This is a genomic window from Pseudomonas sp. Cab53, from assembly GCF_018325965.1.
Taxonomy (GTDB): domain Bacteria; phylum Pseudomonadota; class Gammaproteobacteria; order Pseudomonadales; family Pseudomonadaceae; genus Aquipseudomonas; species Aquipseudomonas chlororaphis_E.
Genome location: NZ_AP021902.1, coordinates 845162 through 869378, shown reverse-complemented (window position 1 = coordinate 869378; position 24217 = coordinate 845162). Strand labels below are relative to the sequence as shown.

The 24217-nt window shown below is 54.7% G+C and carries 20 protein-coding genes and 1 pseudogene; 4 read left to right on the top strand and 17 right to left on the bottom strand.

The window, feature by feature from the left end:
* Positions 1-240: 240 nt before the first annotated feature.
* From kwaB to KI241_RS03635, 6 genes are all read right to left on the bottom strand, one after another.
* Positions 241-1206: an anti-phage protein KwaB gene (kwaB, locus tag KI241_RS03660; RefSeq protein WP_212803394.1), complete on the bottom strand. Its 966-nt coding sequence runs from the start codon at positions 1204-1206 to the stop codon at positions 241-243.
* Positions 1203-1793 carry an anti-phage protein KwaA gene (gene kwaA / locus KI241_RS03655; protein WP_212803393.1) on the bottom strand — a complete coding sequence of 197 codons (591 nt, stop codon included), beginning with the start codon at positions 1791-1793 and terminating at the stop codon, positions 1203-1205. The genes kwaB and kwaA overlap by 4 nt, the downstream gene beginning before the upstream one ends.
* A 300-nt stretch (positions 1794-2093) precedes the next feature.
* Positions 2094-2801 (bottom strand): SprT family zinc-dependent metalloprotease, encoded by a 708-nt coding sequence (locus KI241_RS03650; RefSeq protein ID WP_212803392.1) that lies wholly within the window; start codon positions 2799-2801, stop codon positions 2094-2096.
* A complete protein-coding gene (locus KI241_RS03645; protein ID WP_212803391.1) occupies positions 2801-6064 on the bottom strand; it encodes an HsdR family type I site-specific deoxyribonuclease in 3264 nt (1087 codons plus the stop codon). Before KI241_RS03645 ends, KI241_RS03650 begins: the two co-directional genes overlap by 1 nt.
* Before the next feature lie 430 nt (positions 6065-6494).
* Complete coding sequence (locus KI241_RS03640; protein WP_212803390.1) at positions 6495-7823, bottom strand: restriction endonuclease subunit S; 1329 nt, start codon at positions 7821-7823, stop codon at positions 6495-6497.
* Positions 7816-10362: a class I SAM-dependent DNA methyltransferase gene (locus tag KI241_RS03635; RefSeq protein WP_212803389.1), complete on the bottom strand. Its 2547-nt coding sequence runs from the start codon at positions 10360-10362 to the stop codon at positions 7816-7818. Before KI241_RS03635 ends, KI241_RS03640 begins: the two co-directional genes overlap by 8 nt.
* Before the next feature lie 204 nt (positions 10363-10566).
* On the opposite strand from KI241_RS03635, the gene KI241_RS03630 reads away from it, so the two are divergent.
* Positions 10567-11487, top strand: a complete 921-nt coding sequence (locus tag KI241_RS03630; protein WP_212803388.1) for a restriction endonuclease — start codon at positions 10567-10569, stop codon at positions 11485-11487.
* 489 nt (positions 11488-11976) lie between these two features.
* On the opposite strand, the gene KI241_RS03625 is transcribed toward KI241_RS03630, so the two are convergent.
* Complete coding sequence (locus tag KI241_RS03625; RefSeq protein WP_212803858.1) at positions 11977-12804, bottom strand: M24 family metallopeptidase; 828 nt, start codon at positions 12802-12804, stop codon at positions 11977-11979.
* A 255-nt stretch (positions 12805-13059) separates the two neighbouring features.
* Entirely contained in the window at positions 13060-13422 is a 363-nt protein-coding gene (locus KI241_RS03620) for a hypothetical protein (protein ID WP_053007398.1), read from the bottom strand.
* A 186-nt stretch (positions 13423-13608) separates the two neighbouring features.
* Here KI241_RS03620 and KI241_RS03615 point away from each other — a divergent pair, with 186 nt between their 5' ends.
* A complete protein-coding gene (locus tag KI241_RS03615) occupies positions 13609-14859 on the top strand; it encodes an IS256 family transposase (RefSeq protein ID WP_212802640.1) in 1251 nt (416 codons plus the stop codon).
* A gap of 62 nt (positions 14860-14921) precedes the next feature.
* A pseudogene (locus KI241_RS27680) lies at positions 14922-15308 on the top strand (integrase); the annotation flags it as partial.
* A 154-nt stretch (positions 15309-15462) separates the two neighbouring features.
* Here KI241_RS27680 and KI241_RS03610 read toward each other — a convergent pair.
* Entirely contained in the window at positions 15463-16401 is a 939-nt protein-coding gene (locus tag KI241_RS03610; protein WP_123578273.1) for an AraC family transcriptional regulator, read from the bottom strand.
* A 23-nt stretch (positions 16402-16424) separates the two neighbouring features.
* Positions 16425-17258: an oxidoreductase gene (locus tag KI241_RS03605; RefSeq protein ID WP_212803387.1), complete on the bottom strand. Its 834-nt coding sequence runs from the start codon at positions 17256-17258 to the stop codon at positions 16425-16427.
* Positions 17259-17706: 448 nt separating this feature from the next.
* Here KI241_RS03605 and KI241_RS03600 point away from each other — a divergent pair, with 448 nt between their 5' ends.
* Positions 17707-18609: a LysR family transcriptional regulator gene (locus KI241_RS03600; RefSeq protein WP_042728194.1), complete on the top strand. Its 903-nt coding sequence runs from the start codon at positions 17707-17709 to the stop codon at positions 18607-18609.
* Positions 18610-18633: 24 nt separating this feature from the next.
* Here the strand turns inward: KI241_RS03600 and KI241_RS03595 are convergent, their stop codons facing one another.
* Genes KI241_RS03595 through KI241_RS03565 form a run of 7 tightly spaced genes read right to left on the bottom strand, consistent with a single transcriptional unit; the run spans position 18634 to position 24206 of the window.
* Positions 18634-19989 carry a fatty acid--CoA ligase family protein gene (locus tag KI241_RS03595; RefSeq protein ID WP_212803386.1) on the bottom strand — a complete coding sequence of 452 codons (1356 nt, stop codon included), beginning with the start codon at positions 19987-19989 and terminating at the stop codon, positions 18634-18636.
* 27 nt (positions 19990-20016) lie between these two features.
* Complete coding sequence (locus tag KI241_RS03590; RefSeq protein WP_212803385.1) at positions 20017-21213, bottom strand: cytochrome P450; 1197 nt, start codon at positions 21211-21213, stop codon at positions 20017-20019.
* Positions 21210-21884, bottom strand: coding sequence for an HAD family phosphatase (locus KI241_RS03585; RefSeq protein WP_212803384.1), 675 nt, complete (start codon positions 21882-21884; stop codon positions 21210-21212). Before KI241_RS03585 ends, KI241_RS03590 begins: the two co-directional genes overlap by 4 nt.
* 23 nt (positions 21885-21907) lie before the next feature.
* Positions 21908-22927 (bottom strand): ketoacyl-ACP synthase III, encoded by a 1020-nt coding sequence (locus tag KI241_RS03580; RefSeq protein ID WP_047738392.1) that lies wholly within the window; start codon positions 22925-22927, stop codon positions 21908-21910.
* Positions 22924-23178 carry an acyl carrier protein gene (locus KI241_RS03575; protein ID WP_042728189.1) on the bottom strand — a complete coding sequence of 85 codons (255 nt, stop codon included), beginning with the start codon at positions 23176-23178 and terminating at the stop codon, positions 22924-22926. Before KI241_RS03575 ends, KI241_RS03580 begins: the two co-directional genes overlap by 4 nt.
* Before the next feature lie 28 nt (positions 23179-23206).
* Positions 23207-23911, bottom strand: coding sequence for an SDR family oxidoreductase (locus tag KI241_RS03570; protein WP_042728188.1), 705 nt, complete (start codon positions 23909-23911; stop codon positions 23207-23209).
* The gene (locus KI241_RS03565; RefSeq protein ID WP_042728187.1) at positions 23901-24206 is read right to left on the bottom strand and encodes a hypothetical protein; all 306 of its coding nucleotides are present in this window, start codon (positions 24204-24206) and stop codon (positions 23901-23903) included. The genes KI241_RS03570 and KI241_RS03565 overlap by 11 nt, the downstream gene beginning before the upstream one ends.
* Between the last annotated feature and the right edge of the window lie 11 nt (positions 24207-24217).

Here is a 24217-nt window from a genome sequence, read left to right as displayed (position 1 = left end):
TCGGCATCCGAATGAAAACTGCCGGCCAGACATAACCGTCCAAAGTCTCGACGCCTAACTGAAGCCAGTCCACTCCCCGCAGCCGAGGGTAGCGACGGGTAGCGTCGGGCAGAAACGGCCAAAAGCAGACCGTCGAATGGATATAGGAAATTAGCGACAACTCAGCGACTCGTTGATCGCAGTACTTCTGATTAAAAATAGCGAGTCGCGCTATCGGCGGCTCCTACCGATCTACGCCCCCTACGGGGCCTCCACCAAGTCCTTACTGTCCGCGTCATATTCAAAGTTGGTAAGCTCAGACCTCAGGTAGTCGTCATTAAGAAGTTTCATGAAGAAATTCTGAGAAACTTTGGTTTCAATTATAATTCGAGTTTCAAGGTCGTTGATTTTGATTTTCTTGCTGAGGCTGTGGTGCTGCTTAATGAACTGAATAATCTGATCATTACCAACAGTGTCGAGTACCCTGGAATGAGCGATTGCTCTGATCACCTTTTTGGCAAACGTCACATCACCTTGAACACTAATTCTTTCTCTTAGCAGGGAGATATCTTCAATGATATCGCGACCGGTAAGTGTTTCAAGCTTAACAATCGCGTCAGCTTTCATAGCTTCTTTGTAACCAAAGAATTTTTCAAGAATTTTGAAGTTGGTAACGAATACCTCAGCGCCGTCGTAAACAAAGTCAATCGTGTGACCCATTCGTATAATATCTTGATTCAGCTTTTCGAATCGATCCTGACCTATACCCACGCGTAATAAGCTGAAGCCATTCCGTCGAAAGGTATTTGTTGGGTAATGATGCTTATAGATTGCCAAGGTATCGATGCCATTGCCAAGTACCACCACGATGGCCTTAAGGTCGGTAACCTGGTCGTTAGCGTGATTAAAGTCAGGGATCGCGGCGGCTGCGTCAAGCGTCTCAATGAGCCGTTCCACTTGTGGAGGATAGTTTTGAAGGTTGTAACGGTAAATGGCATCCTGACGCTGGTCAGCGGCGGTGAGATCTCTCAATACGTAGCTGCCTTCAAAAAACTCTCCCAGTTCAAGCTTCACTTCAACGGTAAGTGCGGCTTGGGCAACGGCAGATAGTTCCACCTTCCGAGCAACAAACTGGTTTTGCTGCTTCAAAATGAAAAACATGATCCCCACAGTTTGAGGGTCGTTTGCTAAGGTTTGTGCGGTCAGACTCAGTGCCTCAATGCTCATGCTTTCCTTCCAGATACGAACTTCTCGTCAATTGTAGAAAAAACAATCTTGTCTGACTCGGCGATTCGGTGAGTCGTAATCAATACCTTGCTGACACCGCCGACCTCAATTTTGTATAGCCTGAAGCCCAATATTGCCAATGTAGGATTAGCGTAAAACTTATCGGTTTTAACGTAAATCTGCCCGATCACAATCAGCAATATGAACAAAGCCATGATGTAACGAATATTATCTAGATTAAAACAAATCAGGGGGACAATATAGGTCGTCAGGAAGGTCAGATGTTCGTAACTCAAGTCCTCAACTTTCTTCGCAACAACTGGCAAGCCGACATTGGACTGCAATCTGTATTTAAATCGAAAGTAGCAGACCGCAACGACCGCAATCAATATCAAGGATATAATCGGAAGAACATTGGTACTGATTAACGTCTTGGTACCGATGTAATGACAATCCGCACCAAAGCAAATCGGAAAATTAACTTTGACAACGATCATTAAGACAAATAGGAGCCAGAGCGATATTATATAAAGCTCAAACTTCATCACGGATTGGCGAAACCGTAGCTGTCGCTCGCGATTGTGCATCAGTGGCCGCTCCCTGGCTTGGCAGCGGATGATTCGCCGCAACCGTGCGCAGAGTAGCACAATGCTGGCACGGTGCACTCTAGCCAAACACTAGGCTGGGTCAATTTGACAAAGCTCCAGCTTTGGGCGGCTTGGCTCCCAGACTCCAAGGCAGCGTGTCAGTGCGGCAAGGTAGATGGTGGAGACAGTCAAACGCTGGGTTGCGCAGCTTTACCTGAAGGAGAGCGTACTACTGATCGTCAGACGTCTGGGGAAAGTTGAGATGGCACGTGCATGCAAAGGCAAATCTTCGCTTACTCGTTAAAGGTCCAGACCAGCACCACGGCCCCGCAGCCACTCCTTCCGGTCGCGATAGTCGGGTAGCACCTTGTCTACCTCGTTCCAGAACGCATCAGAATGATCGCGATGATGTAAGTGACACAACTCATGAACGACTATGTAGTCAATGATGGTCAGCGGAGCCATCAGGCACTTCCAGTGAAAATGCAAATCTCCGTTTTTCAGACAGGATGCCCAGCGGTAACCGATATCTTTGACGTGAACATTGCCCGGCGTCACCCCCACCTTGCTGGCGAAGAAAGCGACCCGCTTGCTCAGCCGAGCAAGACCTTTTTCCTTATAGAAGGATTCAAAGGTCTGCTGCGCAAGTTCGTGCCCCCCCTTTTCTACAACAGAGCGCAACAGGCAGAACCGTCCATCCTTGAGTTTCAGGGACTCATCCTGCTCTTGCACCAGCTGCAAGCGATAGCTACTGCCCAGGTACAGAAAAGACTCGCCACCGACCCACTCACGTGTCACGCGAGTGGCGTTGAGGTCACGCCAATCGGCAAGGTTGCGATAGATCCACATACGTTTGCTGAGTACGGTTTCATCCACCTGCTCAGGGGTCATACGCCTGGGCGGGCGCACTGTTATCAAACCATCTCGCTCAATCACGATATCTGTAGTCTGGCGGTCTGAGCCTGGCAGTAACTGATACTCGATATCTCTAACCTGACGACGTTGCATTATGCGTCTCCACGGCGCAGGGCTCGGATTAGCTCATCATGACGGTTCTTGGCCAATTTCATGACTTCAATTGCCACGCGTTCACGATTCTGCTTGAGTTCCTCGATACCCGCTTTAGTGATTTCAGCCTTGAGCAGTCCTCGAACACGCTTTTGTTTGTCCGGATTTTGCCAAAAATCAATGCTGGCAATGGTTTCCTGCAAAATCTCCACCGTAACGCCCATCAATGCTTTGAACTTGGGTTTATCCCCACCTTCAACTGTGCCATTTGGAAAGCCAACCTGGACGATATGCTCGTAGAAGGTCGTCACCTCCTTACTCATCCCCTCTTCGCCCTGCTGTCGGCCGGCGACAGCTTGGCTTCTAAGTTCGGCCAATTTTTCCGCTAACAAATCCCACTCGTCGTGGTGCTTCTCAATGAGGGCATCAACCTTTTCCGACAGGCTCTTGAAGAAGGATGGATCCTCATCATGATGGACAGTGCAATGCTTACGGATGGCATGCTCCATCTCACTCGCTTTGGCCTCACTGTTTTTACCAGCATGGGCATTGAGTTTCTCCAGGAAGTCCTCGGCTAATAGCTCCACCGGTTCAATCTTGGGGTTAATGCCCAGGCTAATTAAGTGCTCGTTGATTAACGCCTTCACTTTTTCACCTGCACTGCCCAAATCGAGGCTGGAATCTTTGTAGCGCTCCTTGGTGACTTGCAGGATATAACCAAAACGCTTGGCGGGGACGCGGTAGAGCTGTGCAGATGAGTGAGGCAAAATGATGTCCAGGCTCATCAAAAATTTCTTGAGGTAAACCTCGAAATCCGCCCGTTGCTTTTCATCCTTCAGGGCCTTGACGGCCTCATGCACCACCGCTGCATCGGCATCCAATGTTGGTAAAGCACCCGTGACAAAGGCCTTGATGTTATTCACACCCAAGGTTGTGAAATGTTGGAGTAAACGCTGATAACGCTCCTCCAACACCGGCAACTCGGAGGTAATGTTTTGCATACCGTCCTGCAGTTCCTGTAGCTCATCACTGGCCGCGTACAGCGTCAGCGCATCGGTCAGATGGTTGGCCAAGCCGATGTAATCGACGATATAGCCGCGCTGCTTGCCCCTCTTGACCCGGTTAGTACGGGCAATTGCTTGAAGCAAGGTGTGCTCGCGCAGTTTCTTGTCGATGTACATCACCTGCTCGATGGGTGCATCGAAGCCCGTCAGCAGCATGTCACAGACGATCAAAAACGCGATGCCGGTGTGTTCTTTGTCCGAATCGTCAAAATCGAAATTACGGCAAAAATTATCAACCGCGTTCATCCGCACGGCCTGTTTGCGCGCATCAGTGATGAACGCCGCCTCGTTAGTGCCGTCTGACGACACCACGACGGCTGTTTTCAAAAAACTCAACCGTTGGATCAGTTCTGCGTCAGGCATTGCCCGGGCCTGTTCTTGTTTGATGCGGTCGGACAACGCCGCTTTGATACCTGCTTGATAGCGCACACAGGCCAGCTTGGAATGGCACACCACCTGCGCCTTAAAACCGTTGGGCAATATGTTGTCGACGTAATGCTTAACTAGGTCGCGGGCAATCGCGTTGATGCGGTTCTCGGCCTCCAGGATGTCGCCGGTAGCGCCATACTTCTTTTTGATCGCCAGCAGCTCTTCTTCGCTGCGGTCACGAAACAGATCTTCAAAGGCCTCATCAAACGCATGTTTTTCATTCAGCGCACTATCAGCCGTTTTACCCTCATACAAGATCTGCAGGGTGGCGCCATCTTTGACCGCGTCCATCAGCCGGTAAGTGTCGATGTACTCACCAAAGCGTTTGCGGGTTTTGCGCTCACCGTGGCGCTCGGTCAGCAACGGAGTGCCGGTGAAGGCCAAGCGAGTGGCATTGGGAAAAGCCTCAAACAGGTTTTCACCCAAGTCCGAACTTTGAGTTCGGTGCGCCTCGTCGATCATCAGGATGATCCGCTCCGAAGGGTTTACCACACCAAAAGTCTTGCCTGCCGGTATAGCCAGGTAGGTACCCAACGCCTCAGCCACGGTATTACTCAGGGTCTGCTTGTGTTCCTGAAACTTGTGAACCATGACCATATTGATGTCAGAACTTTCGGTGGCCAGGTGTTGCCGTAACGCTTGACGTGTCTCGATCACATTGACCCGACCACCAATCAAGGTTGCGGTTTTACCTAGCTGCTCCTCCAGATCGTGCCGATCATTGACCAGCACGATCTTGTAGTCGGCGAGATCGCGGCTGGCCCGCAGCATCCGCGCCAGAAACACCATCGTCAGTGACTTCCCCGAACCTTGGGTGTGCCATACCACACCACTGCGCGCCTTGGCCGTAGCGCCGTTACGCAAACGCTCCATGACTTTGTTAGCCGCGCGAAATTGCTGGTAGCGGCATACCACCTTCACCCGAGGGCCACCATCGGTGTCCATCACCACCGAACTGGTGCGCAGGATCTGCAGCAGGTTGGCTCGACTCAACATTCCCGCGATCAGTTGCTGCTGCGGGTTTAATCCTTCGAGTCCCGCATCGTCCTTCGGATAGAGCGTCTTCCAGGTATAGAAATGCTCCGCCTCTGAGGTAATGGTGCCGTAGTCTGCTTGCAGACCACTGCTACGGATCAGTAGCAGGTTGCTATGGAACAGGCCCGGTTCACCCTCCTTTAGCCCAGCACTTTGGGAATCCGGACGTTTGCGCATATAACGCTGTAGCTGCACAAAGGCTTCCTGCATCGGATTGGCGCAGGTTTGAGAGGCTTTCTTGCACTCCACCACTCCGAGGGGGATGCCATTCACGAACAGAACAATGTCCGGAACGATGAAGTCCTTTACGCACCCTGGTGTATCAATACGGAACTGATTGATAGCGTGGAACTGGTTATTCTCAGGTGTTTTGAAATCGATCAGCCGCACTATAGGATCGGCCTCTCCAGTCAGCTCATTCACATCCACCTGCGCCTTAAACAGCAAAGCCTGAATCGCTTCGTTTGCCTCTAATAGTGTGCGGTTGGGCTGACGCAACACTTGGCCGCGTAAATCGTCCAGCTGCCGATCGGTCAGCCACGGCAGATCTTCATCCGTGCGATTATTCTCCCGGACGGCGCTATTGAAGACTTCGGGCAACAACCATTGACGAAAGTGGGTCCGCAAGCTGCCGTGTGCGCTTTGCGGAACACCTGTTCCTTGGTCTATCACCGTCCAACCTTGTTCTGCCAGCTGCTGCAGAAAGGGTTGTTCGACTTCGCTGTACTCACTCATAGCGTGCTTCTTTGGCTATTGGCCTGCAACCATTGCTGGCCTGTGGCGGTCGGGTGGTAACGTAGCAACCGATTGTTGGATTGTCTGGGATAGTAGTACCCACTTTTCTGCGTGACCATTACAGAGGCCGGCGCCCATAGTACGATCACCTTACCAGTTCCACACTTGGCACCGGAAAGTAAGCCGACTGTATCAACTGACACGCCGCCAGCAATTTCTGCTAAATTATGGCCAACTGATTGTTGGCCAGTCCCATCAGTGGAAACAATGGATGACCGCTGGCATCGCAATGCCTACCCGATCACCATATACCCGCCGCCCAGACTTTCAACGTCATTGGCAAAGGCGCGAAGCGTGCGAAGAATGGCGTCCAGATTCCAGCCCGCCTTATATTCGATACGCTCTCCCCCCCGTGCATTGGCGCAGAGAATCATTGAGGTAAACGAGCAACTTGTCGGGCATCATCGCGCTCGGGGGTATCGACTTTGACCTTGTCAGTTAGGAGATCATGCATTAGACCGAGCTTTTGAGTTCTTAGCTTTTCCAAAAAAGCTCGTTCAATCGCCAGTTTACTCGCTACGGCATCGATCTTATCTCTGATTTTTATTTGCTCGTCTGCGTTCGGAAGAGCGACTAGCAACTCTCGCATTTCCCCAACATTAAAGTGCTGCTGCGCCATCCCACCTTGCTGACGAAGAACTTGACCCTTCCCAAAAGATGAGTTTATCCAGTAGCAAAGATACTCCGAGTTAATTTTATCGCCTGGCGTCGAAATAAGAATATCGATGCAATTCGCACCTTCAAACTCTGGAGAAATAATCGCACTTGTACCTGGATAGCCAGTGCGAACAGAAACAATATCCCCAGCTTTTACCTGACTTTTTGCAAGCAACTGATTAGACACTGCAGATATATAAACAAGATTGCTTGGATCAATACCAACTTCACGAACATTAGCCGATCTGAAAGCAGGAACACCCTCCTCTACATAGTACTGTGTTGGCTGGATCACTATTCCGACACAGATTCGTGTGCACAAATCAGCACAGCGCTGTAAGTCCCACTCTCTAGGAATCCACCCAATTGCTGTTTCTTTATACAACTCCGGCTCTTGCTCACGGGATGGGCGCAGTTGACCGTTGGGCAACACACCTCGGGTGAACAAATCATGCATCAAACCAGCCTTAATCTGCTGATATTTTACAATAAGCTTTTGGGTTTTTTCGATATTTGCGTCAACAGCCTCCAATATATCAACGACTTTTTCTTGCTTTGCTCTCGAAACCCTATAGCAAATGGGTATACGCTTAATCCCATTCATATCGAGCATCAAAACCGTTGTCCCTCGAGCATACTTCTTCATTGCGCGCCGATACTCGTCGGTGCATAGCAAATAGTAAAGATACTTGACACTCAGCCTCGTGCCGACCACGAGCCTAGTAACGTGATGAGAAAACAGAGCTCCATTTTTTTGCAGTTCATCAGGCAAAAGGGCGGGAACGCCAATGATGTCGCCATCTCGAGTTACGTCTGTATTGGCGATCAGAAGATCACAGTAGTTGGCAATATCGGCAGCCGTATAAAATCCAGCGTAATACTTGAGTCCGAACTGATTGTACCCTCCATCTTTAAGAAAAGATTTCATATTGATGTAGGGTAGCCCATCCTCCGGGCTATCCCGGAGGGTCACCTCAGAATATGTTATTCCTCTTCGGATATTAGCAATTTGCCCCAGCAATTCGGTCCGCAGCTCATTCATACCCCAGCTCCACCAAAAATGCCTGCAGCGCCGCCTCTGTCTCATCCCGTTCGGCCTGAATTTTTTTTGCCGTTACTGCGTACTTGCTATACAAGTTTTCAATGGCTGAGATGCAAGCGCGTTGGTCGGCACGTAGATATTGTTGGTAGCTATTCAACAGCACCTTGCCCAACCGCTCGACAATCACCACGCGAGCCTCGTCGCTGCTGATCTTCTCTCGGGCTTTTTCCACCAACTCATCTCGGCTTTGCTCGGTCGCCTTGATCAAGGCCTTGAGGCTTTTCGCTTCGTCTTCCAGCGCTTTATGGCCGGCCAGTTGGGCCTCAATGCGCTCTGCCTCACTCTGGTGACTTTGCCAGTCGCCAAAACTGGTATCACGCTTAGCCAATTTCATCAAACCACGAGCTTCTTTCAGGCTGGCCTTGAGAGTTTTCACCTCATCTGTTGGTAGCACACCGCTGCCATCCATATCTTCAAAATCTTCTTCCCTAGCAGCAGAAAATAGTGCTTGCAGTTCGGCGAGACGGCTGTGCTGCTGCTCCAGTTCGGTCAATACTTCGGGGAACTGGCTTTGCAGAATATCCTCATTGGGGATCAGCTCTGGGCCCCAACCGCTGGCAGCAATGGATTTAAAATCGGCGGCCAGGTGCTTGTAATAGTTGGCGAAAGCACCGCGCACTTGGTAGCGGTTCAGGAGGTGCTGACCAGCAAAGGTGCGTTCGATGCTATCCAGCAAAGTGGCGCGCATCTGATAGACATTGTTGGCACGTGCTTGCTGGTTCGTGGTGTCCGGCGCCAGTGCTTCGACGATGGGCAAGTGCTGCTGCCACCAACTATGCAGCTCGGTCATAAATTGGGACTGCCGCTGGGTAACCCCAGGGTGTGCGTTAACGTACTCGGCAATAGTCCGTTTATCTTGCAGCTCAGTTGAAAAGTCGGCATAGGCTACGCCGCTGACCGGTAAAGCGCGGGGTACAAAACAACTGTCACGCAAACCGGCATAGTTTTGCCAGAAATGCTCAAGCGTATTGATCTCGCTGACCGGCACACCGCCGTGCAGATGGGCTCGCACGTCATGGGGCTCGGGCGGCGGAGCATTATCCACATAGCGTCGAATATTGCAGTTGAAGTCCTCCGCACGAATGTCAGCCACCGGAATCCGCTGTGCATAGCCAGGAATATCTTCCCCGGCCCGATAAGCATGGACGATCTTGTCGATGTCTTCGGGCCGTAGATGGTTCTGGGCCTTGCCTTCACGGTACTCACGGTCGGCGTTGATAAACAACACATGGTCACGCTCGGCCGCCCCTGCCTTATTCAGTACCAGAATGCAGGCAGGGATTCCGGTACCGTAAAACAGGTTACTCGGCAGGCCAAGTACTGCTTCGAGATAGCCCTTTTCAATGAAATATTTGCGCGCCTCACGTTCTTCACCGCCGCGAAACAGCACGCCATGGGGCATTACCGTCGCCATCCGGCCATCGCTTTTGAGCACGGCTAACATGTGTTGCACAAACATCAAGTCGGCTTTTTTGCCTTTTTCGGGCATCCACACCGGGAAGCGGCCAGGGAATTTGATGTCCTTCTTGATGTAGTTCTGGCTGAATGGAGGGTTGGCCAACACACGGTCGAAACGCTTGAGATGGTCACTTTCACGCTCATCTCGGTGTTGCGGCTCACGCAGGGTATCTTGCTGGCGAATCACTGCGTGGGAGATGCCGTGCAGTAGCATGTTCATTTTGCAGATGGACCAGGTGGTGCCCATCTTTTCCTGGCCATACAAAGCCAGCTCGGAGGCATCGGCGCCGCACTCGCGCAGGTAATCACGCGCCTGGATCAGCATGCCGCCCGACCCCACCGTGGGGTCATACACACTCATGCTTTCCTGAGGGTCGCAGATTTCGACGCAGATACGCACCACTTCGGCCGGGGTATAAAACTCACCGGCCTTCTTGCCTGCAGAGTCGGCAAAGTGCTTGATCAGCCATTCATAAGCAGTGCCCAGTAGATCTGGGAATTCGAAGTCTTCGTCGCGCAGCGGAATTTTTTCAAAGTTCTGAATAAAGTTGACCAGAGTGTCGTCATCCAGCGTGTTCTGGCCGATTTTTTTGTTGAAGTTAATGTGTTTAAGCACATCCTGCAAAGCCTCGGGGTTGGCCTCTTCCAATGCCTCAAGCGCTTTATTGAGGGCCGTGCCAACGTTTTCTTTAACGTGCTTGAGAGCCGGATGCAGATTCCAGGTGCTATCGACCCAGCCCTGATTCCATCGAGCCCGCTCCGGCACGAAAAAATACTTGCCGGAGTACTGATCGGGATCTTCTAGGTTGAGCTGGATATCGGCATCGCTCAGTCCTGCGGCCTTGCCTTCTACGGCAATCTCTTCGCGGCGCTGATCGAACAAATCGCTGGCACGCTTGAGGAACAGCATGCCGAAAATGTATTCCTTGTACTCGCTGGCATCCATGTTGCCACGTAGGTCATCACAGGCTGTCAGCAACAGATTTTCAAGCCGTGCGAGTGTTAATTTGGCGCTTGCCATAGGTATTTTGGTTCCTGTCACAACGTCGAGCGGAGTGCGAATTGGGTGCAGCGAAGCAACTGAAAGATGTCCGTGCAAAAAATGCCATAGGATACCCCACTACGCTCGTCGAGACTGCTCAACTGGTCTGCCAAGATTTCACCTACTCCTGCAAGCTGCTCAGGTTACTCAACCCAATAAATACCTCCGCCAAAGGAAGGCAAAATGCCCGTTCCCACTTACGACCAGTTCATCGAACCAGTGCTGCGTTTTTTAGCGACCAAGCCAGAAGGCGCGCCTACGCGGGATGCCCAGGAGGCTGCGGCGAAAACGCTGCACCTGACCGAAGAGCAACGGCAAGAACTGATCGCCAGCGGTCAGGCGACCTACAAAAACCGCGCAGGTTGGGCGCATGACCGACTCAAACGTGCAGGTTTGTCCGGCAGCGCAAAGCGTGGATATTGGAAGCTGACGGACGCCGGAATAACCTATGCTGAAAGGAACGCGGCGCCACTCCCTCACGAAGAAGTGGAACATTTGGCTATCGGCTATATGAATGTGAAGTTGAAAGTCGCAACCGATGCCGCCCCCTTGGATGATCAGACTCAAATTGAGCCTGACATCACTTCAGCCACTGCTAGTCCCGACGACCGTCTTGAGCAGGCGTTGCAAGAATTGCGCGAAGCTACCGCCGTCGATTTACTGGATAACCTATTACAGGTGACTCCAAACCGCTTTGAAGTGATTGTGCTGGATGTTCTGCACCGCCTGGGCTACGGCGCCAGTCGTAATGACCTGCAGCGTGTAGGTGGCTCGGGCGACGCAGGTATCGACGGCATTATCTCGCTCGACAAACTTGGGCTTGAGAAGGTCTACGTCCAGGCCAAGCGCTGGCAAAACACGGTTGGCCGGCCTGAGTTGCAGGCGTTCTATGGAGCTCTCGCAGGGCAGAAAGCAAAGCGCGGCGTATTCATCACCACTTCTGGCTTCACCGCCCATGCTATTGATTTCGCCAAGTCCGTTGAAGGAATCGTACTCGTGGACGGCAGCCGCCTGGTGAATTTGATGATGGATCATGAGGTCGGGGTTACCTCACGACTGATAAGACTTCCTGCATTAGACCGTGATTATTTCGACGATGAATAAGAGAAGAGGCAAAAACGCAAGCGTAGATCGTGGGACTGCTGAATCGCATTGAGATCAACTTTCCCCAGCAAAGGACAGTCAGAAGAAGGTCAGCTCTGCACGATTGGCCGGTGATTACTTCACCATGCGGGCATCACTACCAATACTGTTCTCTATGACTTGAAGGCCCCAACGGCACTCGCGTCTCTGCCGATATCGTTGCGAGGTGTGCTGGTCATTCGACGCCACTGATAATCATATTGAACGCAAACGGGTGATCAGCAGAGTGCAGTATTCCATTTGGTATTCCAGCCAAAAATAAATATATAAAATAAGGCGATAAATCAATAGCTTACTTTACAAATTCAAATTACCCCGGCTGAAATCAATGCGCCTCACGTCATCAAGCTGCTCAGGCAGGCTCCTCGGATGAGAATGTACTCAAGATAGAATTTCGACCGGTTCGTTGGCGTACTTCGGATACCTCCTCTACTACTTGGCGAACGGCGATTAGTCGACCAATCTACTCAGCAGCCGGTGCCCGTCAACCGTCACCTCCACCATCGCCGACAGCATGACGCTGTCCGCGCCGTCTTGGGTGAGGACGGTCCAAAAATCAGGCGGCTGGTACCGCACCCCGAAGGCGCCAGCCTTCGCGATCACATAAACATTCAGCACCTGCCCGGGTTGCATGAGGGTGTCATCGTTAACGTTGCCCTTGTAACCCAGCACCTGAGGCTTCTGAACCCGCGCCTGCCCCATGGCGTAGCCCGCCAATTCATGAATCGCGACCGCCTGGTTGGCATCAAGCACCTGTTGAATGGCCTGGCCCACATTGAACAGCCGCTCGCCAGCACGAACCTGATCAACGCCACTGCGCAATGCGCTACGGGCTGTTGCCAATAACTGACGCTGCTGTTCGGTCGCGTTGGGGGTGGCGAATGTCCATACCTGGGCGACATGGGCCTGGGCCGATGCGGCAATCAACTCAACTTTTACTAAGGCTGCGGTCGGGAACGGCGTATCAGTAGGCAGTGCGTTACCCACTTGGTTATTCACCGAAACCGGCACCGCCGCCGTATAGCCTTTGTAGCCCACCAGCATTGGCAGCCAACCGTAACGTTCGAATTGCTTCAACACATAATCTTGAATCGCCGCACCGCTGCCGCCTTCTCGGATCATGGGTTTGACCTGGAGTAACAAGTCACTGGCCAAAGGTGCGAGCCGCGCCTCCTCAGCAAGAATTGTCGCGCTATCCAATTGAGTGATGCCAATCGCACGGGCGCTATTAGCGTTGGTGTAGTGCTCAAGCGACGACTCTATGGCGAAAACATTCATGCAATAGAGCAACAGCAGTATCCCAATACTTCTCAACACTTAGCTCCTTGGCTAGACGGCTCTGAAAAATGTATTTTCCGAGACAATTGTAAGGGCTCGCCCGCTCTGCAATACCGTTGTGTGGCGTCGACCGGTTGAATCCGTAACCTAAAGCAGCCCTTCAGGACGGTCCTGCACGGGACTATGATTGGATTTTTTGGCGATCTGTCGCTCTCAGTGTCCTGAAGAGTAAAACTCGCCGTCATCACCTTGTACTCATCGCCAAAACTTCCACCAAGGACGAGCTCGTTCCTCATCCATCGTTGTGCTTGCCTGCCTGTAAACAGCAGTTGCGATCGCATGAGTCTGCGCCGCCATCTCATCTAACCAATCTTGAGGCCCGATCCAATGATCGTGAACTGCCTCCAGAAACTCTCGATCCAAAGGCAGCTCGGAGGCATCGCCAACGACCGTGCTGAAAGCCTCGCATTTTGGACACCATTCCGTGGTCTCAGTAAACCGTGTCACATCAGAAGCAGGAAATACCGCATAGCAACCAAAGCAAGCGCAATCGTTGCTAATGAGGATTTCTGCCTGATTGCGGTTCGCATGATCATGCGCGCTGTAAGTGTCGGGCATTCATACCTCCATCGTAGTGCGTCAGATTAGTTGAGCAGCGATCACAAGGCAGTGAGGCGATTAAACTGCTCTACCGAAGGAAATCCTAATGTCCTATAGCGAGGTGGATAGCCAGCTTCTGTAGTCGGATCAAGGAGGGTGTCAGAAATTTTGTGTTCGGGCATAACATGAGTAAGAGGTGCATGTATGCCAACCAAAAAGAAACCGCTTCGAGAATTACCGAAAGTCCCGAAAGAGCTTCTTGAGCAGTTTTCCGCCGCCCCGCTGATGACCGCGGAGGCCATCGAAGAGGCCTCTGCGGCGTTCAAGAAGGCGCTGATCGAGCGTGCCCTGAGCGCTGAGCTGGGCCATCACCTGGGCTATCCTCCGGGCGCGCAGCGTCCAGAGGATGAAACCAACCAGCGCAATGGCAAGAGCGGTAAGACGGTGCTGACCGGTGATGGCCCGCTCCGGCTGGATATCCCGCGTGATCGAGAGGGCAGTTTTTCGCCCATTCTTATTCCCAAGCATGAGCGCCGTTACACCGGTTTCGACGACAAGATCATCGCCATGTATGCCCGTGGGATGACGGTCAGAGAGATCCGGGCGTTTCTTTCCGAGCAGTACGGGACGGATGTTTCGCCTGACTTCATCAGCTCCGTGACCGACGAGGTGATGGAAGAGATTGGCGCTTGGCAACAGCGTCCCCTAGAGCCGATGTATCCGGTCATTTTCTTTGATGCTCTGCGGGTCAAAATTCGCGAAGAAGGTCTGGTTCGCAACAAAGCGATTTACTTGGCGCTGGGCGTTTTACCCGACGGGACACGCGACATCCTGGGTATCTGGATCGAGAACACCGAAGGGGCAAAGTTCTGGATGAAGGTATTCAACGACCTCAAGACGCGCGGCGTCGAGGACGTGCTGATTGCCGTAACCGATGGCCTAAAAGGCATGCCAGAGGCCCTCAGCGCGGTATTTCCGGAAACAACATTGCAGACCTGCATCGTGCATCTGATCCGCAACAGCCTTGATTATGCGGCCTGGGACAAGCGTCGAGAACTGGCCAAGGCCCTCAAACCGATCTATCAGGCCATCAATGTACAAGCGGCGGAACAGGCTCTGGATGAATTTGAGCGCGGGCCCTGGGGCAAGCAATATCCAACGGTTGTGGCGGCCTGGCGACGGGCGTGGGATCGAGTGATTCCATTTTTTGTTTTCCCGCCCGCGATCCGCAAGGTGATCTACACCACCAATGCCATCGAGAGCATCAACGCTCAGCTACGCAAGATCATCAAGACCCGTGGTCACTTTCCGAGCGACGACGCTGCAACCAAACTGATCTGGCTGGGGCTGCGCAACATCACAGCAAACTGGGGCTCGGCGGCGCATGATTGGAAAAGTGCAATGAATCAATTTGCGATTCTGTACGGAGATCGGTTCATCAGGCCGACCTGGTGAAATCAAGGCCTGCCTGACGGCAGGCCGCTACCGGCCCGAACACAAAAAATCTGACAGTCCCGGATCAAGGAGATCAAATTTTCCTCAAGGGTTCACGGACGACGGTGCGCGTATCGCGCTTTGCCCATCGCTACTTCACTACAGTGCGAGGTGCCGAAGGCGGCACATCAGCTAGCGGGAGCCGGCTCATTAATCCCAGCTCAGAAAACGTATATCCAGCAAAGAAACATTTACGATGATCAGTGCAAGCAGGCCAAAGCCCTATGCATGGGCTACGTCATCATTTTGCACAGAGCCGTTACTTAGCTTTGACAGGGTGGTAGGCACCGGCGGCAGGAGGAATCTCTTCCAGAGAATTGACCCCAGTGCAGCGTTCTGAAGACCGTATTGCTCGACAAATTATCAGCCGTGAGCTCGGGCATGAGAGAGCACAAATCACTGCGACCTAACGAAACGGAATACTTGTGAGGTACCTGATACGGCACTAGCGTCCTTTATCCCTGCACACCAGCAGCCACTTGCAAGCTGGTAACCGTGTTGAACAAAGCAATCTACCGCGCCTCGTCGACGTGCGACGACAGCCCTGGCCAACTCACCCGAAGCCTAATGCGACGCCACATAAACCGACGCCCCCACCGGCGCCGGCAACGCATACGTCGCCTTCATCCACTGCACCTCAGCCTGAGGCGTTCGTCCGAACAGGCGCTTGAACTCACGGCTGAATTGGGAGGCGCTTTCGTAGCCCACGCTGAACGCCGCCGCCCTGGCGTTCATGGCGTTGCGCAGCATCAGCAGGCGCGCCTGGTGCAGGCGTGTCGACTTGAGGTATTGCATGGGCGAGGCGTCTGTCACGCTGCGAAAGTGCAGGTGGAAGTTGGGCACGCTCATATTGGCTTCGCGGGCGAGAGTCTCGACATCCAGGCGCTCTGGGTAGCTGCTGTGGATCTTGCGGATCGCGCGGGTGATCTGGCCGAAGTGGCCCTGGCGACTCAGCGCCGCGCGCATCGAGCCGCCCTGCTCGCCGGTGAGGATGCGGTAGTAGATTTCCCGCACCAGCGCTGGCCCGAGAATGTGCGCGTCACCCGGTGTGCTCATGGCTTCAAGAAAGCGCAGCGTCGAGGCGCACAAGCCCTCGTCCATGGGCGAGGCGTACATGCCCTTGGGCGGGGCATCGCTCGGGCCGAGGGCTTCGTCGACCTGCAACATCAACTCGCTCGCCAGCTGCAGGTCCAGGCGCATATACACCGCCAGCATGGGCTGCGCCTCGCTGGCGTCGGTCTCCATGGTGAACGGCACGGGAACGGACACCACCAGATAATGCCGGGCATCGTAGACATAGACGTCATCCCCCAGGTAACCGCGCTTGCGCCCCTGGCACAGGATGACGATGCCGGGGTCATACAAGACCGGCGTGCGACTCAATGGCCGGTTCGAACGCAGGAAACGCACGTCCTCCAGGGCGCTGAGGTTGTAGCCTTCCACCGGCGCCAGCCGCTCCATCAACGTCACCATGCGCGCGGTGCGCGGATCAGCCTCGGTCATCCACTTCTCCTTGCGCGGGTCGCTCAGCCGTCGGTCGAACGGGTCAGCGCCTCCCACTGATCGATCTCACTGGCCGCACGACTGAGCTTGTCGCGCACCAGGTTCAAGGCGTCGCTACCCAGCAGCAAGTGGGCAGGCGGGGTCGGGCTGGCGATCACCTGCAACATCGCCCGCGCCGCTTTGTGCGGGTCGCCGAGTTGCCTGCCGCTCTTCTCCTGACGTGCCTGGCGAACCGGGTCAAAACTGGCATCGTAGTCGGCAATGCTGCGCGGGGTGCGCTGCATCGAACGACCGGCCCAGTCCGTTCGAAACGAACCGGGCGCGACGGCCGTCACGAAGATGTTGAACGGTTGCAACTCCTTGCTCAGGGTATCGGAGATCCCCTCCAGGGCGAACTTACTCCCGCAGTAGTAGGCGATGCCCGGCATGGTGATGGTGCCCCCCATCGACGTGATGTTGAGGATATGCCCAGCGCGGCGCTGGCGGAAATAGGGCAGGAACGCCTTGGTCACCGCCACGGCACCAAACACATTGACGTCGAACTGACGCCGCATTTCTTCCAGCGGCGACTCTTCGAGAATGCCTTCGTGGCCATAGCCGGCATTATTGACCAGCACATCGACCGGGCCGCGAGCGGCTTCTGTGGCGGCGACCACGCTGTCGATCAGGGCGAAGTCGGTGACATCCAAAAGAACGCCGTGGGCCCGCTCGGCAGACAGTTGTTCGAAAGCCTGCAAGGCCGCCTCGCTGCGCACGGTGCCGATGACCCGGTGCCCGACCGCCAGGGCTTCCTGGGCCAGGGCGTTGCCGAAGCCGCTGCTGACGCCGGTGATGAACAGGGTTTTTATACCATTCATGACGAACTCCCATCGGTTGGTGTGCGCCATGGTAGCCATCGGCAGGCGCCTCACCTATGCCGATTTGCCTTGCAGCATTGCCTATTCCTATCAGGCAAAGAACACCGTGGCGAATGCCATGGCCGGCAAATTTGCCTTGGTGTCTGATGCCCGAAAACAATGCGATTCAATATCAACTATGTAGTTTCCGGATGCTGATGCGCAGCAACGACACACGGGGTGAAGCCCTCCCCGCCACCCAAACCACCTCCACATCCACGCTTCCCGACAAAATGGTTGCTCTCTTAGTGACGTCACGGCAGACTTCAAATCGATAAACAGGTGAAGAAATACTGTTTAACTCCTGGGAAAAGCGCCGATGCTTCCCCTTTTTGACCCGTTGGATCTGAAGCCTCAATAGATCTGTAGCGATCGACCCCTCCCCAAAAAAAGTGGGCGGACACGGAATATGGATAATCTGAGCGGGTTGATTGCCTTTGTGCGGGCAGCGGAAAATCAAAGTTTTACCCTGGCGGGCAGGGCACTGGGCATCTCGTCTTCTGCCGTGGGCAAAAGTGTCAGCCGTCTTGAAGAGCGGATTGGCGTGCGCTTGTTCCATCGCAGTACCCGACAGATCAGTCTGACCAGCGAAGGCTTGGACTTTTTTGGTCGCTGCCGGACCTTGCTTCAGCAATTGCAGGATGCCGAGGCTGCGCTTTCCCATTCCAAGACCCGTCCCAGGGGGCGTCTGCGGATCAGTTTGCCCGCCGTGGGCTATCGGCTGATCTCAGGAATGTTGCGCGAGTTTTACCAGCGCTATCCCGAAATCGAACTGGACCTGGACTTCAGCGATCGACTGGTCGATGTGGTCGACGAAGCCTTTGATGCGGTGATCCGAAGCGGCGAGTTGCCCGATTCCAGCCTCGCGGCGAAAAGAATCTGCACCTTCCGGTTTGTTTTGTGTGCAGCGCCCGACTACCTACAGCGCTACAGCACGGCAAAGAACGTCGAGGATCTCCAGCATTACAAGGGGATCGCCTACAAATTCCCCTCCAACGGCAAGCTTCAGCCGTGGTGGCTGAAGGTCAATGGCGACACCATCAAGATCAGCCTGGAAACCACCGTGGTCATGAACAGTGTGGAAGCGGTCCTGGCAGCCTGCCGTAATGGCTTGGGCCTGGCCTATCTGCCTGACTTCGTCATCCAGGAGTACCTGGCCAGCCATGAACTGATCAGGGTATTGCCCGAATTGAGCCTGGAGGGGGACTTCTGGATTGTCTGGTCGCCAAGCCGCCTGCTGTCCCCCAAGACCCGCGCGTTCATTGATTTTCTCGGTGAAACACAGTTGATAAGCAGCCCTGAAGGTGGCTGATCGCTCCTTCAGGGCACGCCGCACTCAATCGATCAGCAGCTTTTTGAAACGCGTCGAATATTGGATGGCGTCCACCGACTTCAAGCGTACCGGTACCTTGTAGGCGTCCATCAGCCGCCGGGCAAAGTGCCGGATATCGCGCAGCACCGTTGCCGTCGAGTCTCCGTAGTCGCTGTCGAGGACGATGTGCGCGGCGACGAACTGGCCGGTCAAGCCGTTGGCCTCACCGTACGCCTTGCAATCACGTACCTGTGGATGACGAAGGAGCACGGATTCGACTTCCGCCGGGTAGACCTTCTCGCCTCCGACGTTAATGATTTCCTTACTGCGACCGAGGATTTTCAGGTAACCGTCGGCATTGACCTCCACCAGGTCGCCGGTTTTGAACCAGCCGTCTTCGGTGAAGCTGTCCATCGAGTGGTTCAGATAGCCCATGACTTGCGTCGCACTGCGCAGCCAGAGCTCGCCGTCGACGATCTTGTGCTCACTTGATCCTTCTTGAAAGCGCATGTACAGACTATCGGACGACAACGAACTGGTGTTGATGATACCTGTTTCGCTGGTACCGAATGTCTGCAAGAACTTCACCCTGGGCAGGCGCTCACGCAGTTTGAGCAACAAGCTCTCCGGCATCGGCTCCGTGCCATAGGTGATCATGCGCAAACTGCTGAGGTTGTAGGTATCGAACACTTGGTTGATCAGCATCAGGTTCAAGAAAGTGGGTGAAGTCGGCAGCACGGTAATGCGGTGCTTTTCAATCAGGCTGGCAACGGTGTCCGGCGTTTTGCTGGCGGCGATCGTGGCCGTTCCGCCAATGGAAAGAATGTTCAACAGCGTATTGATGCCACCAATATGATCGAACAACAGGAACAGAAAGATATCGAGACGACGCGATCGCTTATCGGCAAACTCACCCACTAATCGGTCGAGGTCGTGCAACATCGCCTTGGGTTTGCCAGTGGTGCCGCTGCTGAACAGAATCAGGCCCGCATGCGCCTGTTTTTTAAGCTCACCGATCATGGGGTTTTGCGGAGCTTGGGCAACGGTACAAGCCCGGATCTGGCGGGCTTCGATATCAATCACGAACTCGGGGTTTGCCGCCGCCTGCTTGTTTTGAATTTCCGCCGGGGTTTCAGCGGTGTTCAGGGCAATAATGTTGCCGTTCTGGTACAGCGCCAGGAACAGCGCGATGCCTGTGAACGAAAAGTCCCCATTCATGAAAACCACCGCTTGCCTGGCCACGCCATGACCGGCGAGCCACTCCAATTGGACACCGATTTCGTCGTTCAACTGGGCATATGTGTAGGACTGTTCAGGGTCATTCAGAAAGATCTGATTCGAAAACTGCGCAAATCCGTTTATCAGCGGTTTAAAGATCATGGCTTTTTTCCCTTGATTGAAATGGCATCAGAAACGCACGGGCAGTTCGTCGGGGCGGCGCAGCACCGTACCGTTGATCCAGCGGATCGACGTCGGGTCACAGGCCAGTTCCAGGTCGGGTAACGCCTGTACAAGGGTCGACAGCACCGTGGCTATTTCCAGGCGTGCCAGGGCCGGCCCCATGCAGCTGTGGATGCCATGGCCAAATTGCATATGCGCAGCCTTGTCCTGACGCTCGGGATTGATCAGCAAAGGAGCGTTGAACACACTGGGGTCGCGGTTGGCGAGGAACACGTTGGCATACACCGTCGTATTCGCGGGAATCACACCGCGGCTGGTTTGCAGAGCCTGGGTGGTCATCCGCGGGAACGCTGATAGCTTGCCAATGGGAATCAATCGAATGAGCTCTTCGATCAACTGCGGTGCGCGATCGGGGTTTTCGCGCAGGTACCGCCACAGCGACGGCGCGCACAACAAGGTGTAGAGACTTTTAGTCATGACGCTCAAGGCGTTATGGTCGCCCCCCAACAGAATCCCCAGCAGCACCCCGACAAATTCCCGATCGCTCAGCGGGTCTTCCAAGGTGTGGCGCTGGTCGACATATTGGCGAATAAATCCGTCCGGATGTGCCTCCCGGCGGCCCTGCACAAAGTCCAGCATGTAATCGAAACTGGCTTTGACCGCCACCTCGATGCCCACGATATCGTCCGGCGGAGCCGATTGAATCATCTGGCTCCAAGGCCGGAACAGCAGCCGGTCTTCTTCGGGAATGCCCAGGATGTGACACACCGTCGATGACGTCAGCCGCTCCAGCACCGAAGCAAAAAGGTCCGGCGGCGTCACCCCTTGGCGCATCTGCTCGATGCTCTCGACGGTTACCGTGGTCACATGCTGGCGCACACTCTCCAGGCCACGTTTGCTGAAAGCCCGCGTGACGGTCGCGCGCGAACGCATGTGGGCCGGGTTGTCCAGGTTGAGCAACAGTTCCGGTTGAGTCGGGCCAGGGAGAAAAGTCGGGCCGTCTTCGATGTTGCACAGGGTTCGACTGATGCTCGGGTCAGCCAGAAATGCCTTGCAGTCGGCGTACCCGGTCAGATGAATGGCGACGTGCCCGCTGGGCAACTTGATCTGCGGCAATTGATCCTGCCAGCCCACGGCCTGGTAATAGGGTGCGGCATCGAGGTTGGGGATATCCAGCACGCTGGGATGGACGCGCATGTTCATCGGGCACCTGCCTGTGCACGGGGTTGTGCCTCGCCGATGAGCGCACGCACGGCTTGCTGGGTCTGGTGGCTGTCGACAAACAGAATGGCGTGCCAGCCGGCGGCTCGCGCGGCTTCGCAGTTTTCCTCGACATCGTCGATCAGCACGCAGCTGGCGGCCGGTACACCGATCCGATCGGCGGCCAGGGCAAAAATCTTCGGGTCAGGCTTGCGCAGTTTGACCTTGCAGGAATCGACGATGCTGTCCGCGACATCATCCAGGCCCACCATGCGCCGCCAAGGTGTCTCCCACTCCACGACGTTGTTGGTAAGGATGCACGCCTTGAGGCCTGCGGCTTTCACCTCATGGAAAAGCTCGAACATGTGCTCGTTGACGCTGTGCGGGGAAAACCACTGCTCGCCATGGTTATCGAAATCGCAACGGCTCAAATCGATTCCCGGATACAGCTCGGACAATGCCTTGCTCATGCCCTGCCCCCATTCGACCTGGGTCATCATGGCCAGCTCGATGGGCGCCTGGAACTGCACATTCAGCGGCTTGGCCACGGCGTGCATGGCGGCCTCCATCTGAATGCGGCTGATGCCGGTATTTTGCTGATAGACGCGGTACAACTCGTCGATGGAAGGCGACAACACACCACCGAAGTCGAACCAGATTGCTTGGATAGTCATGGGATCTTTCCTTGATTGTCAGCTCAGTTAGGGAAGGCGGGTACTGTTACGGGTGCGATGATGTGGGCATCGCGCAGGGATAAACGGGCCGTTCCGATGGACAACCCGACGCCAAAGCCACAGGCAATCAGGTTGTCCTGCCGTAAATCCTCGCGGCCGTGCCGCTTGCAGATCATCAGCGGGATCGACGAAGGACCGGTATTGCCCACGTCGGCCACTTCGATGGGGACCTTGGAGGACGCGACACCCAGTTTTTTGGCCAAATAATCGAGCATGAACTTGTTCGCCTGATGCAGCAGGAAGAACGGCACACGTTCAGGGTCGATACCTTGGTCGCGAATGAAGGCGTTGATCGCCGACGGCACTTTCTCCAGGGCAAAGTTCATCACTTGGCCACCGTCCATGTGCAGCCCTGCGGCCTGTACCCGGCTGGTGGCGCTGGGCGTGTAGTCCAGAGTCGTGTTGAGGTATTGCGCGCCAGCGCCATCGGTCGTGAATGCAAATCCGAGCGTCTGATCGCCGTCCTCCAGCAGCGTGCACGTCGCTGCATCGCCGAAGACAAGCCGCACGTGCCGGTCTTCAGGGTTGAGCAGTTTGCTGATCACATCGCCGGTACACACCAGCACCCTGCGGCAACCGCCGGCCTTGATCAGCATGGCCGCCTGAAAGAGGCCATAGATGTAGCCGGAACAACCGAAGTTGAGGTCGAAAGCCGCGAGCGCGTTTCCCAACCCCAAGCGATCCGCCAGCAAGGCACTGCTGGCCGGCATCAGGCTATCGGGCGTCTGCGTGACGAGCACCAGGCCATCGATGCTGGCGGGGTCGATGTCCGCGGCATTGAACAACGCCTGGGCAGCCGCAGCGCAGAGGTCCACCGTCGACAAGCGGTTAGCCACCCTCACTTGATGGATGCCGGTGCTCTTGGCGATTCGCTGCACCTCTTTTTCACCAAACAACGTGGCGAAATCGTCCAGGGTCATGACGTCTTCAGGGATGGCAGCCGATAGCGCGCGGATGGACACTCCATCGATGGCCGCGTTCACGAAGGCTCACCGACACGAACGTGCGCCGCATCGGCCTGGATGGCGTCGAACAGTTCTCCAATGGTTTCCACCTCATCGAGCAGGGCCGGACTCAAGGCAAAACCAAACTGGTCATTCAACACCCCCAGCAGCGTGACCTTGGTCAACGAGTCCCAATTGCTCAGGGGATGCAGCAATACATCGGCTTGAAGTTCCGATTCGCGCAGTTCCAGGAGTTCTGCGAGTTCTTTCTTGATGGCGTCCAGGTTCATGGTGAAGTCCTTTTGCAGGAGAGCTGAGTTAGAGGCCGCCGAGATACACGACTTGGCCGGTAATGAAATGGCTGCGCGAAGACAGGAAAAAGTCCGTCACATTGGTCACGTCGTCGAACGTGCCGAAGCGCTTCAGCGACTGCTGCGCCAGCAGGTCCTTCATTTTTTGTGCGGGGATGACCCGCGTCAGATCGGTATCGATCGGCGTGGGGCCCAGCGCATTAACGGTGATGCCAAAACTGGCCAGCTCCTTGGCCATTACACAGGTCAGGGTCTCCACAGCGGCTTTGGACGCGGCGTACAGCGCCTCTCCTTCCAGCTTCAGCGGCTTGGCCACCGTGGAAAAATTCACAATGCGTCCCTGACGCCCGGCGCGCATGAGCTTTGCCGCTTCCCGGCTGAGCAGGAATGTGCCCAGCACATTGGTTTGCATGATGTTTTGCGCGGTTTTGTAGGGCGTCAGCAGCGAGTGATTCATGCTGGCGATGCCGGCATTGTTGATCAGGTGATCAAGCCGGCCGCAGGTGCCACGCACGTGTTTCATCAGCTCGCCGATGGCCTGCTCATCGGCCACGTCCGCAATAAAGTGGTCGTAGCTTGAATGGGTAAGATCGCTGGATGAACGGCTGCAGCCGATTACGCGATGCCCCTGAGCAAGGTAATACTCGGCCAGATGCCTGCCGATCCCCTTGCGTGTCCCCGTGATAAGCGTGACAGGCTTTTTATCGTCCATGGGGCACCTGAGCATTCAGTTCAAGAATGTAATTGGCGAAGGTGCTTACCGACTGGAACGGACTGCGCTTGGGGGACATGGCGCTGTCGTTGACCAGCGTCATCTTGACCCCCAGCTGTTCCTCAAGCATCTGCTCGACGTCAATCACAATGGACACCAGGCTCATGGAATCGAGGACACCGCCGGCACCGTAGAGGGCGGTGTCTTCGCCTTGTTCCAGGCTGATGGGCTGGGCGAGACTGTGGTTTTCATTTTCAATCGCATTATAAATAATGCTGAGAACTTGCTCTTTCATAGGGACTCTCT

What these genes read in the sequence shown, in the direction of transcription:
- kwaB (WP_212803394.1), bottom strand. Translation starts at nt 1,206, where the DNA reads ATGAGCATTGAGGCACTGAGTCTGACCGCACAAACCTTAGCAAACGAC.
- KI241_RS03585 (WP_212803384.1), bottom strand. Translation starts at nt 21,884, where the DNA reads ATGACTATCCAAGCAATCTGGTTCGACTTCGGTGGTGTGTTGTCGCCT.
- KI241_RS03570 (WP_042728188.1), bottom strand. Translation starts at nt 23,911, where the DNA reads ATGGACGATAAAAAGCCTGTCACGCTTATCACGGGGACACGCAAGGGG.
- KI241_RS03620 (WP_053007398.1), bottom strand. Translation starts at nt 13,422, where the DNA reads ATGCCCGACACTTACAGCGCGCATGATCATGCGAACCGCAATCAGGCA.
- KI241_RS03630 (WP_212803388.1), top strand. Translation starts at nt 10,567, where the DNA reads ATGCCCGTTCCCACTTACGACCAGTTCATCGAACCAGTGCTGCGTTTT.
- KI241_RS03645 (WP_212803391.1), bottom strand. Translation starts at nt 6,064, where the DNA reads ATGAGTGAGTACAGCGAAGTCGAACAACCCTTTCTGCAGCAGCTGGCA.
- KI241_RS03610 (WP_123578273.1), bottom strand. Translation starts at nt 16,401, where the DNA reads ATGACCGAGGCTGATCCGCGCACCGCGCGCATGGTGACGTTGATGGAG.
- KI241_RS03595 (WP_212803386.1), bottom strand. Translation starts at nt 19,989, where the DNA reads ATGATCTTTAAACCGCTGATAAACGGATTTGCGCAGTTTTCGAATCAG.
- KI241_RS03635 (WP_212803389.1), bottom strand. Translation starts at nt 10,362, where the DNA reads ATGGCAAGCGCCAAATTAACACTCGCACGGCTTGAAAATCTGTTGCTG.
- KI241_RS03650 (WP_212803392.1), bottom strand. Translation starts at nt 2,801, where the DNA reads ATGCAACGTCGTCAGGTTAGAGATATCGAGTATCAGTTACTGCCAGGC.
- KI241_RS03640 (WP_212803390.1), bottom strand. Translation starts at nt 7,823, where the DNA reads ATGAATGAGCTGCGGACCGAATTGCTGGGGCAAATTGCTAATATCCGA.
- kwaA (WP_212803393.1), bottom strand. Translation starts at nt 1,793, where the DNA reads ATGCACAATCGCGAGCGACAGCTACGGTTTCGCCAATCCGTGATGAAG.
- KI241_RS03605 (WP_212803387.1), bottom strand. Translation starts at nt 17,258, where the DNA reads ATGAATGGTATAAAAACCCTGTTCATCACCGGCGTCAGCAGCGGCTTC.
- KI241_RS03625 (WP_212803858.1), bottom strand. Translation starts at nt 12,804, where the DNA reads ATGAATGTTTTCGCCATAGAGTCGTCGCTTGAGCACTACACCAACGCT.
- KI241_RS03575 (WP_042728189.1), bottom strand. Translation starts at nt 23,178, where the DNA reads ATGAACCTGGACGCCATCAAGAAAGAACTCGCAGAACTCCTGGAACTG.
- KI241_RS03615 (WP_212802640.1), top strand. Translation starts at nt 13,609, where the DNA reads ATGCCAACCAAAAAGAAACCGCTTCGAGAATTACCGAAAGTCCCGAAA.
- KI241_RS03565 (WP_042728187.1), bottom strand. Translation starts at nt 24,206, where the DNA reads ATGAAAGAGCAAGTTCTCAGCATTATTTATAATGCGATTGAAAATGAA.
- KI241_RS03590 (WP_212803385.1), bottom strand. Translation starts at nt 21,213, where the DNA reads ATGAACATGCGCGTCCATCCCAGCGTGCTGGATATCCCCAACCTCGAT.
- KI241_RS03600 (WP_042728194.1), top strand. Translation starts at nt 17,707, where the DNA reads ATGGATAATCTGAGCGGGTTGATTGCCTTTGTGCGGGCAGCGGAAAAT.